Annotated in this window: 13 protein-coding genes, 2 tRNA genes and 2 pseudogenes; 9 read left to right on the forward strand and 8 right to left on the reverse strand. The window is 35.4% G+C overall.

Annotated features, from left to right (window positions below):
- Positions 1–145: 145 nt before the first annotated feature.
- Positions 146–4,111 carry a response regulator gene (locus IPK14_04580; GenBank protein MBK7992700.1) on the reverse strand — a complete coding sequence of 1,322 codons (3,966 nt, stop codon included), beginning with the start codon at positions 4,109–4,111 and terminating at the stop codon, positions 146–148.
- Positions 4,112–4,383: 272 nt separating this feature from the next.
- Positions 4,384–4,554 (reverse strand): hypothetical protein, encoded by a 171-nt coding sequence (locus tag IPK14_04585; protein ID MBK7992701.1) that lies wholly within the window; start codon positions 4,552–4,554, stop codon positions 4,384–4,386.
- Between the two features lie 920 nt (positions 4,555–5,474).
- On the opposite strand from IPK14_04585, the gene IPK14_04590 reads away from it, so the two are divergent.
- From IPK14_04590 to IPK14_04625, 8 genes are all read left to right on the forward strand, one after another.
- Positions 5,475–5,548, forward strand: a tRNA-Pro gene (locus IPK14_04590).
- A gap of 68 nt (positions 5,549–5,616) precedes the next feature.
- A complete protein-coding gene (locus IPK14_04595; protein MBK7992702.1) occupies positions 5,617–5,892 on the forward strand; it encodes an acylphosphatase in 276 nt (91 codons plus the stop codon).
- 48 nt (positions 5,893–5,940) lie between these two features.
- Entirely contained in the window at positions 5,941–6,738 is a 798-nt protein-coding gene (locus tag IPK14_04600; protein ID MBK7992703.1) for a PilZ domain-containing protein, read from the forward strand.
- A 5-nt stretch (positions 6,739–6,743) separates the two neighbouring features.
- A complete protein-coding gene (locus tag IPK14_04605; GenBank protein ID MBK7992704.1) occupies positions 6,744–7,265 on the forward strand; it encodes an adenine phosphoribosyltransferase in 522 nt (173 codons plus the stop codon).
- Between the two features lie 62 nt (positions 7,266–7,327).
- A tRNA-Arg gene (locus IPK14_04610) sits at positions 7,328–7,401 on the forward strand.
- Positions 7,402–7,562: 161 nt separating this feature from the next.
- Complete coding sequence (locus IPK14_04615) at positions 7,563–7,850, forward strand: cupin domain-containing protein (GenBank protein ID MBK7992705.1); 288 nt, start codon at positions 7,563–7,565, stop codon at positions 7,848–7,850.
- A gap of 44 nt (positions 7,851–7,894) precedes the next feature.
- Positions 7,895–8,434, forward strand: coding sequence for a hypothetical protein (locus IPK14_04620; protein MBK7992706.1), 540 nt, complete (start codon positions 7,895–7,897; stop codon positions 8,432–8,434).
- Between the two features lie 48 nt (positions 8,435–8,482).
- A complete protein-coding gene (locus tag IPK14_04625; protein MBK7992707.1) occupies positions 8,483–9,025 on the forward strand; it encodes a serine/threonine protein kinase in 543 nt (180 codons plus the stop codon).
- Positions 9,026–9,028: 3 nt separating this feature from the next.
- Here the strand turns inward: IPK14_04625 and IPK14_04630 are convergent, their stop codons facing one another.
- The 6 genes and pseudogenes from IPK14_04630 to larC form a co-directional block, all read right to left on the reverse strand.
- Positions 9,029–9,370 (reverse strand): hypothetical protein, encoded by a 342-nt coding sequence (locus IPK14_04630; protein MBK7992708.1) that lies wholly within the window; start codon positions 9,368–9,370, stop codon positions 9,029–9,031.
- 17 nt (positions 9,371–9,387) lie between these two features.
- The gene (locus IPK14_04635) at positions 9,388–9,891 is read right to left on the reverse strand and encodes a YajQ family cyclic di-GMP-binding protein (GenBank protein MBK7992709.1); all 504 of its coding nucleotides are present in this window, start codon (positions 9,889–9,891) and stop codon (positions 9,388–9,390) included.
- 21 nt (positions 9,892–9,912) lie between these two features.
- Positions 9,913–10,689 (reverse strand): TatD family hydrolase, encoded by a 777-nt coding sequence (locus IPK14_04640; protein MBK7992710.1) that lies wholly within the window; start codon positions 10,687–10,689, stop codon positions 9,913–9,915.
- Positions 10,690–10,692: 3 nt separating this feature from the next.
- Positions 10,693–12,732, reverse strand: a pseudogene (gene metG / locus IPK14_04645) (methionine--tRNA ligase).
- Between the two features lie 9 nt (positions 12,733–12,741).
- Positions 12,742–13,407: a GTP cyclohydrolase I FolE gene (gene folE, locus IPK14_04650; GenBank protein ID MBK7992711.1), complete on the reverse strand. Its 666-nt coding sequence runs from the start codon at positions 13,405–13,407 to the stop codon at positions 12,742–12,744.
- Positions 13,408–13,413: 6 nt separating this feature from the next.
- A pseudogene (gene larC / locus IPK14_04655) lies at positions 13,414–14,935 on the reverse strand (nickel pincer cofactor biosynthesis protein LarC).
- A 462-nt stretch (positions 14,936–15,397) separates the two neighbouring features.
- Between larC and rpsO the strand changes: the two are divergent.
- A complete protein-coding gene (gene rpsO, locus IPK14_04660) occupies positions 15,398–15,667 on the forward strand; it encodes a 30S ribosomal protein S15 (GenBank protein ID MBK7992712.1) in 270 nt (89 codons plus the stop codon).
- Positions 15,668–15,805: the final 138 nt, after the last annotated feature.

Consider the following 15,805-nt stretch of genomic DNA (forward strand, 5'->3'; position numbering starts at 1 on the left):
AGCAAATGTAGTTGGCATCTTATAATCCCTACAATAAAACAGACTCTTCACCAGTAATTTTAGGACAGTTATACTTGGGGTGTCGAATGCTTGTTAAGATGGATTGTCCATTGAGCGATAAAATAAACCTTTTAGCCAAAGATCTTTATTTACTAACTTTATTTGTAAGCTTATCTATCATTTGTAAAAGAGCTTCTACTTGATAGTTTTTAATCATGTTTTGTAAATGATTTTTTAGGTCTTTATTATCTTTTCCTATATCTTCAATTATCTCTTCTGCTAAAGTTAACCTACCTTGTAATGCTGCTTTATGCAGGCGGTTTAGCACTTTTGTAGGAACATTTTCTAGCAAGGCAACTATTTCAAAAGAGCTTATTTCTTTGTTAGATTTTTGCTCTGTTTTAGTCTCCAAAACTTTGTAGGAAAACTTTACTCCAAGGTGCTGTTTTAATTTTTGGAAAATGGTTTTTTCTAAATAAGGTTTAGTAACAATATCATCACATCCTACATTATAAATACCAGCATGGTCTTGTTCAAAAGCACTAGCCGTCATAGCAATTATTACGGTTGATTTTGAGTTATTTTCTAGTTCTCTAATTTTTCTTGTCGCACTATAACCATCTAAAACTTTCATTCTAATATCCATCCAAATCAACTTTGGATGCCAGGATTGCCAAATTTCAATAGCTTCTTGACCATTTGTTGCCTGGCGAACTTCAAAACCAAGAGAAGTTAAAAAAGTGCTTAAAACTGTGCGGTTTTCTGCTCGATCGTCAACTACTAAAATTCGGTGTTTTGCCTCGCCTTCAGCTAAACCTATGATGTTATCTTCTTCAGATCCTACTATTTGCGAACTCTCATTTATTTGAGGTAGTTCAATATCAAAAGCAAATACGCTTCCTCTACCTTCTTCACTAACTACAGTTATATCTCCACCCATTAATTGTACAAGGTTGCGGCTAATAAATAGTCCAAGTCCTGTTCCTTCCTTGGATTGTTGACCACTAGAAGTTTGGACAAATGCCCCAAATAATTTGTTTATTTCTTCTTTGGAAATACCTGTTCCAGTGTCTTGAACCTGGAAAAATACTCTTGAATCACTATATCTAACAGTTAAAGTTATTTTACCTACACTAGTAAACTTGACAGCATTAGCTAGTAGATTAATTAATACTTGTTTAAGCTTCTTTTCGTCTCCCTGGACTTGTTGAGGCAAGTTAGCAGGAATTTTACATTCAAACTCTAAACCTTTTCCTGTAGAGTGAGATGTAAAAATACTGGTAATATCACTAAGTAAATTATGAAGATTAAAAGTCGTTTTTTGAAGTTCGACTTTGCCAGATTCAATTTTAGAGATAGATAAAACATCGTTAATTAAAGATAGTAAGTGTTCACCACTGCGCAAAATAGTTTTTAAGTACTCACCCTCTTGTTTTTCAAAAGGGTGTTTGCGTAAAATTATTTGAGTAAAACCTAGGATAGCATTTAATGGGGTGCGTAATTCGTGGCTCATATTTGCTAAAAAAGCACTTTTAGCTTGATTAGCTATTTCTGCTGCATTTGCGCGTAGTTGATTTTCTAGCAGTTCTTGTTTTATTCTTAGCCGTTTATTTCTAGCTCTAATAGCAGTAAAACATATTACTGAAAAAGTACCAAAATAAAGACAGTAAGCCCACCAACGTTGCCAAGGTGGAGCAACAATTCTTACTTTTACTGAAACCCCTTGTTCATTCCAAATGCCATCACTATTTGCCCCTTTTACTTTGAAAATATAGTCTCCTGGAGCTAAGTTAGTGTAACTAATATAGTTTCTATTATCAACCATTCTCCATGTTTCGTTAAGTCCTATAAGTTTATAGGCATAAGAATTTTTTTCTGGGTCAGAATAGCTTAAAGCCGCAAATTCAAAAGAAAAATAATTTTCTTTATGAGAAAGTTCAAAAACTTCATTTGATTCTAAATTTTGAGCTAACAAAAGAGCGGCTTTTGGAGAAGGTTTATCAAAAATCTTAAAATTGGTAATAATGATTCTTGGGACATACTTAGTGCTTTCTATTTGTTCAGGAAAAAAGCGAGAAAAACCATCTACTCCACCAAAAAACATCTCTCCACTTTTACTTTTATAATATGCTCCAGAATTATAACTGTAGCCTTGTAATCCATCGCTAGGGCCGTAGCTAGCAAAAGTTTCTTTTACAGGATTAAATTTAATAAGTCCTCGGCTACTAGTACTTAACCAAAGATTTCCTTGACTATCTTCTAATAACCCTAAGATAGCGTTATCTGCTAAACCTTGCTCTTTTTTGTAATACTTAAAACTATTGCTTTTAAGATCAAAACAATTTAGCCCTCCACCATAAGTTGCTATCCAAAGCCTCTTTTGTTTGTCTTCATGAATTGACATTATGGTATTTGCATTTACGCTTTTATTAGTAGGATTTTTAGGGTCATATTTGTAAATTGTAAAAGCTTCTGTTTTAGGGTCAAATTTGTTTAATCCTCCGCCTTGAGTACCTATCCAAATATTGTCATCACTATCCACAAGCATAGAAAAAATAGCGTTTCTACTTAAACTATTAGGATTTTTAGGGTCGTTTAAGTAGGTTTTAGTTTCTTCTGTTTTAGTATCATATTTAATTAGTCCTTTCATTGAACCAATCCAAAAAATTCCAGAACTTGATTGACAAATTGGGCCTAAGCCGTTGTCACTTAAAGTTTTTCTCTTAAAACCATCTATTTTAGGGTCGTATTGATGTAAAGTTCCGTCATGTGTTCCTACCCATAATATTTTCTTTTGATCTTCATAAATTGAATAAACAGTATTATGACTTAAGCTAGAATTAGAATTTTTATTATACATATAATGCTTAAAGGTTTTAGTTTTAGCATCATAACGATTTAAGCCTCCTCCACCAGTCCCAACCCATAAGTTGCCTTTTGAATCTTCACAAAAAGCATATATAGTATTATGACTTAAACTATTAGGAAATCTTGGATCCTTAAAAATGGTTGTAAATTTTTGACGGTTTAAGTCAGCTTTGTTTACACCATTATTGGTTCCAACCCAAAGTATTCCTTCTCTATCTTGAAAAACTGACCAAATTTCATCACTACTTAAATTAGCACCAGAAAGTTTATCATCTGTAAATAAAGTAAAATCAGCGGTTTTAGGATCAAATCTAAAAAGCCCTAAAGTTGTAGTAGCAACCCAAAGCTTACCCCAAAGATCTTCACAAATTGAATAAATATCGTTGCCATCAGTGCTACTAGATGAATTAACTTCGTTTAAGTAAGCAGTAAAAGAGTTTGTAATAGGGTCAAATTTATTAAGTCCTCCTCCATAAGTACCAACCCAGAGATTTCCATTGTTATCTAGATAAAGCGACAAAATGTCATCTGCACTAAGGTTTCCAGTTTTTTTTGGATCACTAAGATAACGAGTAAAATTATTAGTTTTAGGGTCAAGTTTATTAAGACCTTCTTCTGTTCCAACCCAAAGATTTCCTTCTTTATCTTCACAAATAGCTGTAACAAGATCATTACTTATACTTGTTGGAAGTTTTTCATCATAAAGATAAGATGTAAACTTATTAGCCTTTGCATCATACCTATTTAAGCCTTTAGATGTTCCAATCCAATATATTCCAACTTTATCCTGATAGATTGCACTAATACGGTTATTAGTCAAACTATTAGAATTATTGGAGTTATGCTTATAAACCGTAAAATTATCCGTTTTTGGATTATATTTTGTTAATCCTTCAGATGTTGCTACCCAAAGAGTTTCTTCTCTATCTACATAAATTTTTAGAATTTCACCACTAGGTAAAGAATAAGGATCTTTTCCATCAGGACGGTAAATTGTAAAGTTGTAACCATCAAATTTATTAAGGCCGTCCTCTGTACCAAACCACATAAAACCCTGTTTATCTTGATTAATAGTTGAAACAACGTTGTGGGATAAACCCTGGTCTATTTGGTAATTTGTAAATTTGACATTTGCTTGTTGGCTATAAGCTAGATGAACAGAGAATAACGTAATACAAAAACCTATTAGCAAAAATACCGGAGTATTATGTTTAGTTAAAGTTTTGTTACTAAAGTTAACCATAAGACTAGTAAGCAGTTATAAGATAAAAATAGAGATAAAAAATTAGCTAATTATCCCTTAATAATTAGCTATCTGCAACTAACTTAACAGGTAGTTAAGTTTATTTTGGCGATAAAATAAGCTATTTAGCGATAAAAAAAACCATTTGTAGATTTTTGCTTATTTTATGTAAAAATTTCCTAATAATGTAGCTTATTAACTAACACAAAATATCTTTAGATTTATGCAAAAAAGTTAACTGGGTTTGAGGAGCGTAGCTTAAAGGCAAAATCTTACGGTTTAGGAATAATGCCAGTAGTAGATAAAGATTCTTGCAAGATGCCTACGCCCTCATAGTTATAATGCTTAGGTGTTTTAGATAAAATAAATAAACGTTTAGGCTTATTAGCAGCAGAAATACTTTTATAAAATTCGGAGGTTTTTATTTGCTCTCTAATATCCATAAAACCTAGAAAAATACTTAAATGTTCTTAAGCTTTGCCAAAATATAATAAATAACTACTGCTAGATTATGTGTCTAGCTTTGCAGGAGAAGAAACTTAAAAATTGGCAATTATAAGCTTGTATTTTGATAATAAGTGTTTGAAAGGTATATTGGCAGATTGTTAATAAAAATTGTTTGGAAAAATAAATGTTCTGCTGCTAATAAATTTTACTTAAAATTACACAAGTAATGTAAACGTAATAACTAAGATTCCCAATTTTTGGATCATATTCCGTTGTATCTTGACCTGCTAAGTCAAATTAGCAGGTTTTTTATTTGGTTAAATTAAGTACGCTGTAAACTAAATATTCTAATATTTTAATCTTAAGCCCCAGTTGGCAACAGATACGTAGCGTAGGGCTTCGACTCTACGTATAATAACGCAATGCCCCTAAAAACCCCAACGGGGCGATAGAGTTTTTTAATGTTAAGAAACAACTCTGTCGCCCCGCTTGGGCTTTTGGGAATACCTGATTATTATACCTAGGGTTGAAATCCTAGGCTACCTATCTTTCGTCCCGTTGGGGCTTTAAGAGATAAAAAGCCAAAAAACTTTGTTGACAGTGCATTAATTAAATTCTATTTTGGTTTTTGTCTCTCTCCATTTGTCATAAAATTTTCTACTTTTAACTTATTTTTATTTATAAAAATGCTTTAGCTGCATAACCAAATGTTAGGCAATTTCTAAATTTTATAAAAGGTTATTACTAGTGTTTCTACTTTTTTAAGTAGTGTTTTAGCTATTTTATTTTCTTAAAAAGTAGCCATTAACTAATCAAAACAGAAAGGGTTATCAATCAGAAGTGGCTTGACAGAAAAAATCCATGCCATATACTTTGGAAGAAAGCGGCTTCTAATTTTTATCAATCACAATTTATCCGGGGCGTGGCTCAGTCTGGTAGAGCGCACGGTTCGGGACCGTGAGGTCGGTGGTTCAAATCCACTCGCCCCGACTTAGTCCGGCTTCATTATTATTTTATATTACAGCGGATAGCTTAAAATTAATTACTTAATAATATTTATGCATTTAGCCCGTTATTTTCTCATTACTGGCAAAGTTCAAGGGGTGGGATACCGTTATTTTGCAATGCGTGCGGCTAATCAATATCAGATCTCTGGATATGTACGTAATTTAGCTTCTGGACAAGTAGAAATTGTAGCTGAAGGCCAGCGTGAGGCAATGGAAAGTTTTAAGAAAGAGCTAGCCATTGGGCCTTATCATGCAGAAGTGATTCAAATAGAGGAAAAGATTTTAGAAAATACAGGACGCTTTCAAGGTTTTCGTATTGAATACTAGTAGCTAAGAGAAATTAATTTTTTTTGGGTATTAATAATAGTTAATCCTATGCAAGAAAAACGTTCCCGTCCCCGTTTAAAGGTTTCTATGCCTGTTCAAGTCATTGGGCGTACTATTGATGGAGAAAAATTCCGTGAACTCTGTCAAACACAAGACGCTTCTGCCTTTGGACTTTGTTTAGTTTTAGAAGCAATTGTGCCACGTGGAACAATATTATTTTTAAGTATGCAAATGCCACGTCGGTTGCGTCTTTATGATTTAGCTAAAGATGTTTATCAAATTTATGCGCAAGTCCAACGAGTTCATATGTTAACAGAAGGTGGTTGTGAGGTTGGACTGTCTTTTATAGGTAAAAATCCTCCTTCAGGATATGAAAATTATCAAAGTGCAGAATTTTTTAATACAGAAATAAAAAGAACTACTGGAACCTACAAACCTGTCACCACAACACAAGTAAATGCAAATAATCCTACTAGTCACTCAGTTACAAACACAACTACAGGAACCAATGAAGTGGCAAAACCTCCTAACACAAATAATAGTGCTTGGGAACGTCCTGGCCGAAGAGATGCACGTCATAATATCCCAATAGATGTTATGATTGATTTTTTAGACATTAACAGTAGTATAATTAGGCAAGAACCAGGCTTAGTTACTAATATTAGTCGTGGTGGGGCCTGTGTGATGGCTGCAACAGAAGCACAAATTGGTAGCAAAGTCCGAGTTTCTATGATGAGAGAAAATTTTATTGTCTTGAGTTGTGTTAAAGCTATTACTACTAGTCAAGGCGGTGTATGTAATTTACATTTAGAATTTATTGATAAATGTTGGATGGGAGGCGGTTAACGCAAATGGAAGAATTAAAAAAATTGATTCGGGAAGTACCCGATTTTCCTAAACCAGGAATCTTGTTTTATGATATTACTACTTTACTGAAAAATGCTAAGGGGTTAAAGACAGTTATTAACCGAATGAGCGAAGCTTTTGCAGGAGAAAAAATAGACACTGTAGTTGGAATTGAGGCACGAGGTTTTATTTTTGCTCCAGCACTTGCCTATCATATTGGCGCAGGCTTTGTTCCTGTACGTAAACCAAGAAAATTACCTGCTTCCACAGAATCAATTAGTTATGAATTAGAATATGGTACTGATACTTTAGAAATACATCGTGATGCAGTAGGCCAGGGTCATAGGGTTTTAATTGCTGATGATTTACTAGCGACTGGTGGAACGGCTAAAGCAGTAGTTGATTTAGTTGAAAAATTAGGTGGTCAAGTGGTTGGATTAACTTTTGTTATAGAGTTAGATTTCCTTCAAGGCAGGGAAAAACTAGCTAATCATAATGTATATTCCTTACTACAATATCAGTCATAAGTATTGTTTATTATTAGAAAGATTTGTCAACGTTTAAGGCTCAACTAATTTTAAAGAGTCTTGCTCTCGTAGCTCAAATGGATAGAGCAACGCCCTCCTAAGGCGTAGGTTGCGCGTTCAAGTCGCGCCGAGGGCATAAATTATTATTTAATCTAAATATATTGGGCTGTAACAATCACACCTTTTTTGTTATGGTTTTTTATCCTTTTGATTAGTTACTATAAATTAGTTAATTCTAGGGGGATTCTTTTGGACGTAAAGCTATTTACTGAGCTAAAAAATTTTTCTCCAGAAAAAATGGTAAAAGTAAATCTTTTTGAAACAGAAAACTTTTTCTGTGATATATATTGTTTTGAACCAGGACAACAACAAAAATTGCACACCCATAATGGGGCAGATAAAGTTTATTTTGTTTTAGAAGGTGAAGGGAAATTTTTTGTTGGAACAGAAGAAAAAATCTTAGACCAAGGTAATGCGATTTTAGCCGCTTCAGGTTTTGTGCATGGAGTAGAAAATATTTCTCAAAATAAATTAGTATTGTTAGTTTTTATGTCTCCTAACCCAAATGTAAAAACTGCTGTTTAATTGTTGAGCCACTTTTATTAAAGTTTTTGGTATTTATTTAGCTTATGGAACAAACAACCAAAGAACAATTACGGGCAATGTTTTCTATAAAACCCCCCGAACCACAACCAGCAAAAGTTGCTCCGGTATTAAATCCAATGGAAACTATCCCTATTATTAATCTTTTAGAAATGGATTTAAGTAATATTGCGGATATTTCCCAGGAAGAAGAAGCCAAAGATTATACTTTTGGTTATGGAGAACAATTAAAAAGCTTAAGATATGGTGGAGATAGTAAAGACCCAAAAACACGAACTGATTTAGCAAAAGTAAAAAAAAGAGATGGCGAAATTATTGATAATAAATATCTGATTCTAGGCTCTTTAGGGGCCGGAGGTGCTTCAGAAGTTTACCTTGCCCAACGTCTTTTAATTGGTGATAAAGTTGCACTAAAACTACTTCGTAGTAGTTATGCTAGAGATCCTGACACTGCAAAACGATTTCATTTAGAAGCTGTTACAACAGCTACTATTAAACACCCTAATATAATTACTATACACGATTTTGATTTTACTGATGAAGGTACTCCATATATAGTAATGTAGTTACTTAGAGGAGAAACCTTATTAGGTGAACAGCAAAAAGTAGGCGCAATTTCTATTCGACGGGCAATACAAATAGTTACCCCAATTTGTCACGCGCTTAATGTGGCGCATTCACAAGGCATTATTCATCGAGACTTAAAGCCTGCCAACATAGTTTTACATCGTACAGACGATAACAACGAGGTAATGAAATTAATAGACTTTGGAATAGCAAAACAAGTAATAGAAAATGATTTTGATGAAATGAAAACCCTTCCGGGCTTAGTTGTTGGAACGCCTGCTTATATGTCGCCAGAACGTTGTATGGAAGAGCCATATGATCACAGAACAGATATTTATAATTTAGGCTTAATTTTTTATGAATTGACTGCTGGACAACATCCTTTTCAAGCTAAAACTATGATGGCAATGATGGCAAGGCAAATTTCTGATAAACCTCGACCATTGCATGAATTAGTACCTAATCTTCCTTCTGCCTTAGAAGATGTAATCTTTAAAGCTCTAGCCAAAGCTCCTAAAGAACGTTATGCAACAGCACTTGAATTTGCAGAAGCCTTAAACAATGCTTTTTATACATCTTCCATGACTTAAATTTTAGCTTGGGGAGTCTTTAACATACCAATCTTCGTGTAGCGACCACCCAGAGCAAAATAAACAAGCCGTCCACCGCCATTGATGATAACAGCCCGGACAAAGCCCGCGAGTATCAAAAGTATTCCAGCCAGTACCACAACCATTAGAAAAATATTCAGGATGTCCGCTACTGATGCAATACCAGCGGCTAGAGGCTTTTGGCTGCCAACTACATAATGGGCAACGAATACGTATAAAATCTGGCTCTTCTTCTTTTTGCTCTGGCTTTTTTTCTTTTACCTCATCTGGAAGATCGCTTTTTTGCAGTAGAAATAAGCTTATTTCTTGGCTGTTAGTTTCCATAAATACTTATAATATAGCTAGTTAGATCTATAGTTAGTAAATTCCATATGAATGCCAAAATCTTTTTCTTTAAGCAGTTTAATTACTTCTTGCAAAATATCTCGATCACGACCAGCAACCCTAACAATATCAGCATTGATTGAGGCTTGAACTTTTAACTTACTATCTTTGATATATTTAACTATTTCTTTGGCTTTTTCTGTTGGAATCCCCTGTTGCAAATCAATTTTTTGGCGGACAGTGCTTCCCGCTGCTGGCTCAATTTTGCCATAAGTTAACCCTTTTAACGGTACACCACGCTTAATTAATCTTTGCTGGAAAACGTCGTTAAGACTATTTAGCTTAAAATCATCATCGGATAGTAAAGTTACGGTGTTATCTTTTTCTTCTAAAGTAATATCGCTTTTACTTCCCTTAAAGTCAAACCGTTGTTTAACTTCTTTCATTGTTTGATTTATAGCGTTAGTTACTTCGGTTAAGTCGATTTTTGAAACAATATCAAAAGTATTTTGCTGGGACATAAAACATTATCCTTGTTGGGATTATAAATTAAAAAAATTACGAAAATTAGTGCTAGTAATTTCTCCTAGCTCTTCAGTGGTTTTGCTATGGAGTTCTGCTAGGCGTTTAGCAGTTTCTTTGACCCATGCTGGTTCATTGCGTTTGCCTCGAAAAGGCTCTGGTGCTAAATATGGGCAATCAGTTTCAATCAACAGGCTATCAAGTGGCAACCGTGCAGCAGTTTCCCTTAACTCTTTAGATTTCTTAAAAGTAATTACTCCAGAAAAAGAAATTAAAAAACCCATATCTACTGCTGCTTTTGCTAGTTCATAACTTCCTGTAAAGCAATGAAAAATGCCTCTTAGCCCAGTGTCTAGCCAATATTCTTTAAGGATTTGTATAGTATCTTCCTCAGCATCGCGCGTATGAATAATTACTGGAAGTTGTCTTTCTTTAGCTAGCTTAAGTTGTTGAATAAAAGCATTTTGTTGAACTTCACGCGGGCTATTATCATAATAATAATCTAGCCCAATTTCCCCCCAACCAATTACTTTTGGGTGGCGAGAAAGTGCAACTAGCTTATTTTCTAGCTCTTTATCTAGTAGTGAAGCATCATGAGGATGTACACCAACGGTTGTATAAATAAAGGGATATTGATCTGCTAATTGTTGGGCGATTTTATGCGAATCTTTTAAGATATCACCATTGCCAACCGCAACAATTATGTCTATGCCTGCTTCTTGAGCGCGTTGGAGCATTTCTTGACGGTCTTCATCATAACTATAAAAATCAATATGTGCGTGTGAATCAATAAACATTACTTATTTTAACCGCGCTCCATTAGGCACATCTTCTAAAAATCCTGCTACGACGGGCTTTCCTTCATCGCCAATAGAAGCTGCTAACAACATTCCTTGGGATTCTAAACCACGAAGTTTTCTTGGTTCTAAATTAGCGATGACAACAATTTTACGCCCTAACATTTGCTCAGGTGTGTAATATTGAGCAATACCGGCTAGGATTTGACGGGGTTTTTCTTCGCCTACATCTACTACTAAACGCAATAGTTTATCAGCTTTGGGAACTCGTTCAGCTTCTAAAACTTGGGCAACTCGCAAGTCAATTTTAGCAAAATCATCAATATTAATTGTTGGGCGTAGGGGTGGAACTTCTACTTTAGGTGTTGTTGCTGTAGTTTCAGTGGTTTCTGGTGTGGCTGGAACCGTTTCAACAGGTGCTACAGTGTTATTTTCAGACATTTTCTTTTTCTCCTCAGTAATTTCTGCCATTAACTTTTCTTTGTCTAAAGTTGGGAAAAGAGCTTTTACTTCGCCAATCTTGTTTCCTGATGGAAGTTCTGCCCACGCTAAATTTTCTGGACTTATGTTTGTTGGACTGTCCATTAAACCCATTTGTGACCAAATACTTGCACTTAATTCTGGTAAAATTGGTGCAAGCATAACCGTAATATAACGTAAAGCTTCAAGTGAAGTATAAAGAACTGTCTCAAGTTGTTCTTGATTGCTAGCATCTTTAGCTAAATTCCAAGGTGCGCTATCAGAAATATATTTATCAACACGGGCAATAATTTCCCAAACAGCTTCTAAAGCACGGCTAAAATTATAATCATTAAACTCGTTTTCAAAAACTTTGCTACGTTCTAAGCAAAGATCTCTAACCTGGCAGGCTTCTTCTTGCCATTTTTCTGCTACTTCACTGCTAAAAGCTTTTGGACAAGCGGGCAGCAAACTTTGGCAATATTTTTCTACCATTTTTAATGTACGACTAACTAAATTTCCTAAACCCTTGGCTAAATCACTGTTTACACGGTTAATTAATGCCTCATAGGTAAAATCACCGTCTAAACCAAATACCATTTCACGTAAGCAAAAATAACGTATATAATCGCGTGCAAAGTATTTAATTAAGATTTTAGGCTCAATTACATTACCTAACTCTTTACTAATTTTGCGTCCGCCCGATAGCCACATTCCATGAGCATAAACTGTTTTAGGTAGCTCAAGCCCGGCAGCCATCAAAAACGCAGGCCAGTAAACAGTATGAAAGCGTAAGATATCTTTACCTACTAGCTGCAAATCTGCCGGCCAGTATTTGTCAAACCCGCTACGAGTCTTATTTCCCCAACCTAGCGCGGTAATATAATTTGATAACGCGTCAAACCAAACATAAATTGTATGTGCTGGGTCGTCTGGGACAGGTATTCCCCATTTTACCGAAACCCGACTGACGGATAGATCTTTTAATCCACCTTTAACAAAACTAATTATTTCATTTCGTCGGGATTCAGGTCTGATAAAGTTTGGATTTTCTTGGTAATAATTTAGTAAGCGTTCTTGGAAAGCTGATAGTTTGAAAAAATAACTTTCTTCAGACACGCGCTCTGCTTCTCGGTCGTGAAGCGGGCAAAAGGGGGCTTTACCTGCTTCTTCTTCCTCTTTAAATTCGCTACACCCAACACAAAACCAGCCTTCATAATGACTTTTATAAATATAGCCAGCTTTGTCTGTTAAACGAAAAAGTTCTTGGACGGCTTCTTTGTGGTAATCGTCTGTTGTGCGAATCCAATGATCGTAATTAAGCCCAAATTGAGCGAATATATCTAAGTATTCGGCTACGATTTCATCAACATGTTGTTTTACATCTACCTAGGGTTGTCTTTTATTAGCAGCTTGCTCAATTTTTTGTCCATGCTCATCTGTGCCAGTGAGGAAAAAAACATCAAAACCACGCTGACGCTTAAAACGAGTAACTGTATCAGCTATAGTTGTGGTGTAGAGATGGCCTAGATGAGGTCTTGCATTAACATAATAAATGGGTGTAGTTACATAGAAAGTCTTCATCTTTTTTACCTAATACATTTGAGTTTTATTAATTAATGCCATTGCTTCGGCGCGGGTGCGTTGGTCGGTACGAAAAACACCCCGCACAGCAGAAGTTATAGTCTTTGCTCCTGGTTTACGAATGCCACGCATTGCCATGCACATATGTTCGCACTCAACCACAACCATAACGCCACGAGCCTTTAAGCCTTCATAAAGCAGTTCTGCAATTTGTGTGGTAAGGCGTTCCTGAATTTGTGGACGGCGAGAAAAATTATCAGCAATTCTAGCCAGTTTAGACAGACCAACTATTCTGCCATGATCAGGAATATAAGCAATATGTGCTTGCCCAAAAAAAGGTACTAAATGATGTTCGCAGAGACTAAAAATTGTAATGTCTCTAACTATAATCATTTCGTCATGAGTTTCTGCTGGTACGACTTTAATATATTCTTTGGGGTCGTGATGAAGCCCTCCACAAATTTCTGCATACATTTTAGCAACTCTCATTGGAGTTTCTTCAATTCCAGGGCGTGTAATGTCTTCTCCAATACCTTCTAAAATTAGCTTTACCCCTTGAGCAATTTTAGCTAAGTCAATATTTGCTATAGCCTGATGTTCAATTGGGGGCAAATGATCGTCAATTGTTAAAGAATTACCATTGCTAGACAGTGTTTCTAATTTATCGTCTTTCATCAAAGTTTAACCTTTATAAAGTTGTTGTTGGAGGGTATCTTTTTCTTGCTCAAAGGCAAGTGTAGCGGCTGTTTGTACCAAAGTTAATGGCACATTAGCTTTTTGTGCTAATGCTGCACAAGAATCATACTCAGGCATAACATTAATTATTTTTTCACCTAAAGAAGCAAACTTAACTTCCACCTCACCATAAATTGTTTCTACTTGGCTTTTATGTCTAGCTAAAGTACGTCGGTTAGTTTCATAATAGCGAATGCCTAAAGTTGTAGTTTCTTGAAACAAAATAGCAGAGATATTTTCAAAATTATTTTTTTCTACAAGAATTGTTAATAACACTCCAGGACGGTTTTTCTTCATATAAATAGGAGTGTAAAAAACGTCTAACGCGCCTTGTTTAAGTAGCTTATCCATCAAATAGCCATATATTTGAGGATTCATATCATCAATATTTGCTTCAATTATGGTAATGGTTTCTAAATTTGCGCTAGTAGGTTCAGAAGACACAGGGCTATGTGTAAGCTTACTTTCTTGTGCTAGTTCACCATAAAATAGCCTTAAAACATTGGGAAAATTAGCAATATCTCGACCTCCTGCACCATAGCCAATTTTTTCTATAGCCATTTTTGGTAGTGGGACAAACTCGCTACATAAGGTTGAGACAATTGCTGCTCCTGTAGGTGTCACCATTTCCTTTTCTATTTCTGTTGAATAAATTGGAATGCCTTGCAACATTTCTGCTGTTGCTGGTGCTGGAATAGGGAATTTTCCATGAGCGCAAGTTACAAAACCACGTCCAACATGCAAGGGTGAGCAAATAAATTTTTCTACTCCTAATTTTTCAAAACCAATACAAGCACCAACTATGTCAACAATTGCATCTACCGCGCCAACTTCATGAAAATGAACTTGTTCTGGCGCAATGCCATGTATTTTTCCTTCTGCTACTGCTAGTCGGTAAAAAATTTTTTTAGCTGTCTCTTTAACCCATACCGACAAACTAGATTCATCTATTAACTTATTGATTGTTGGCAAGTTGCGATGTTCATGATCGTGGACTATGGCTGTGATCGTGATCGTGGCTATGGCTATGATCGTGGCTATGGCTGTGATCGTGATTGTGGCTATGACTGTGATCGTGGCTATGGCTGTGATCGTGATTGTGGCTATGGCTGTGATCGTGACTATGGCTATGATCGTGACGATGGCTATGATCGTGACTATGACTATGATCGTGGCTATGGCTGTGATCGTGATCGTGGCTATGGCTGTGATCGTGATCGTGGCTATGGCTGTGATCGTGATCGTGGCTATGACTGTGATGCTCATGATTTTCTGTCAAGGTGACATCAAATTTGGTAGCGGCTAGTTGGCTACGAGTAACGCGGTGTAGGCTCAATTGATAGCCAGGCAAGACTAGTTTTTTTAGCTCAGAGTCTAAAAAGTGAAAATCTAGTCCTAAGTCTAATAATGCTCCAATGGTCATATCGCCACTGATGCCAGCAAAACAGTCAAAATAAAGTGTTTTCATATGATTAAAACCTAAAGAATTAAAGCTTAAAAATAATGAAAGTTGATACTAAGTGGCTAAATTAACACTGTCAAGCGAGCTAACCTTAGCAAAATAAAAAAGGGATTAGTTAAAAGTGTATATGGATTTTTATAAAGTAATTGTAAAAGGTGCTTTACAGGCTTTGTTTTTCTATGCTATTTTACGCCGTTAAAGTTTCAATTTTTCTACCTGTTGCCTGTCGTTGTAGCGAAATTATCCTAAATTTAGGAACTGTATAAAAAACGGTAGACTCTCCTGACGGGTGATAGACAAAATCCATTATTTAGAAGGTCTTAACTTTTGCGAAAGAGTTTTAGTTAAGATTTTGATTGGATAATGCTGTCATCTGGAAAAGACCTAGGATACTAAGTAGTTTCAAGATTTGCGACTTGTAGGTAGTTAATTTTTTAAGTTATTAGTCTTTGAAGGAGAATAGCATAAGTGGCTTTACAACGAGAAGTTAAGCAAGATTTAATCGCAAAATATAAAACTCATGATAGTGATACCGGTTCACCAGAAGTACAAATTGCTCTTTTAACACAACGTATCGAAGGTTTAATTGAACATTTCAAATCCCATGTCAAAGATAATCATTCCCGCCGTGGGTTATTAAAAATGGTGAGCCATAGACGTCGTTTACTTGATTACCTTAAACGACAAGACTTTGCCCGATATCAAGCAATCATTGGTAAATTAGGAATCAGGAAGTAATTATAGGTTGAAACAGTCCAATAGCGATTTGGTAGATCTATATTTTGGTCTGCTTTTAGTGGACTGCTCATTAGTGTGCATATTTTATGCACAAATAGGCTATTATTTTTTTGAGGGATTAAAAAGCCATGTTTAGCT

Source organism: Blastocatellia bacterium, from assembly GCA_016713405.1.
Taxonomy (GTDB): domain Bacteria; phylum Acidobacteriota; class Blastocatellia; order Chloracidobacteriales; family JADJPF01; genus JADJPF01.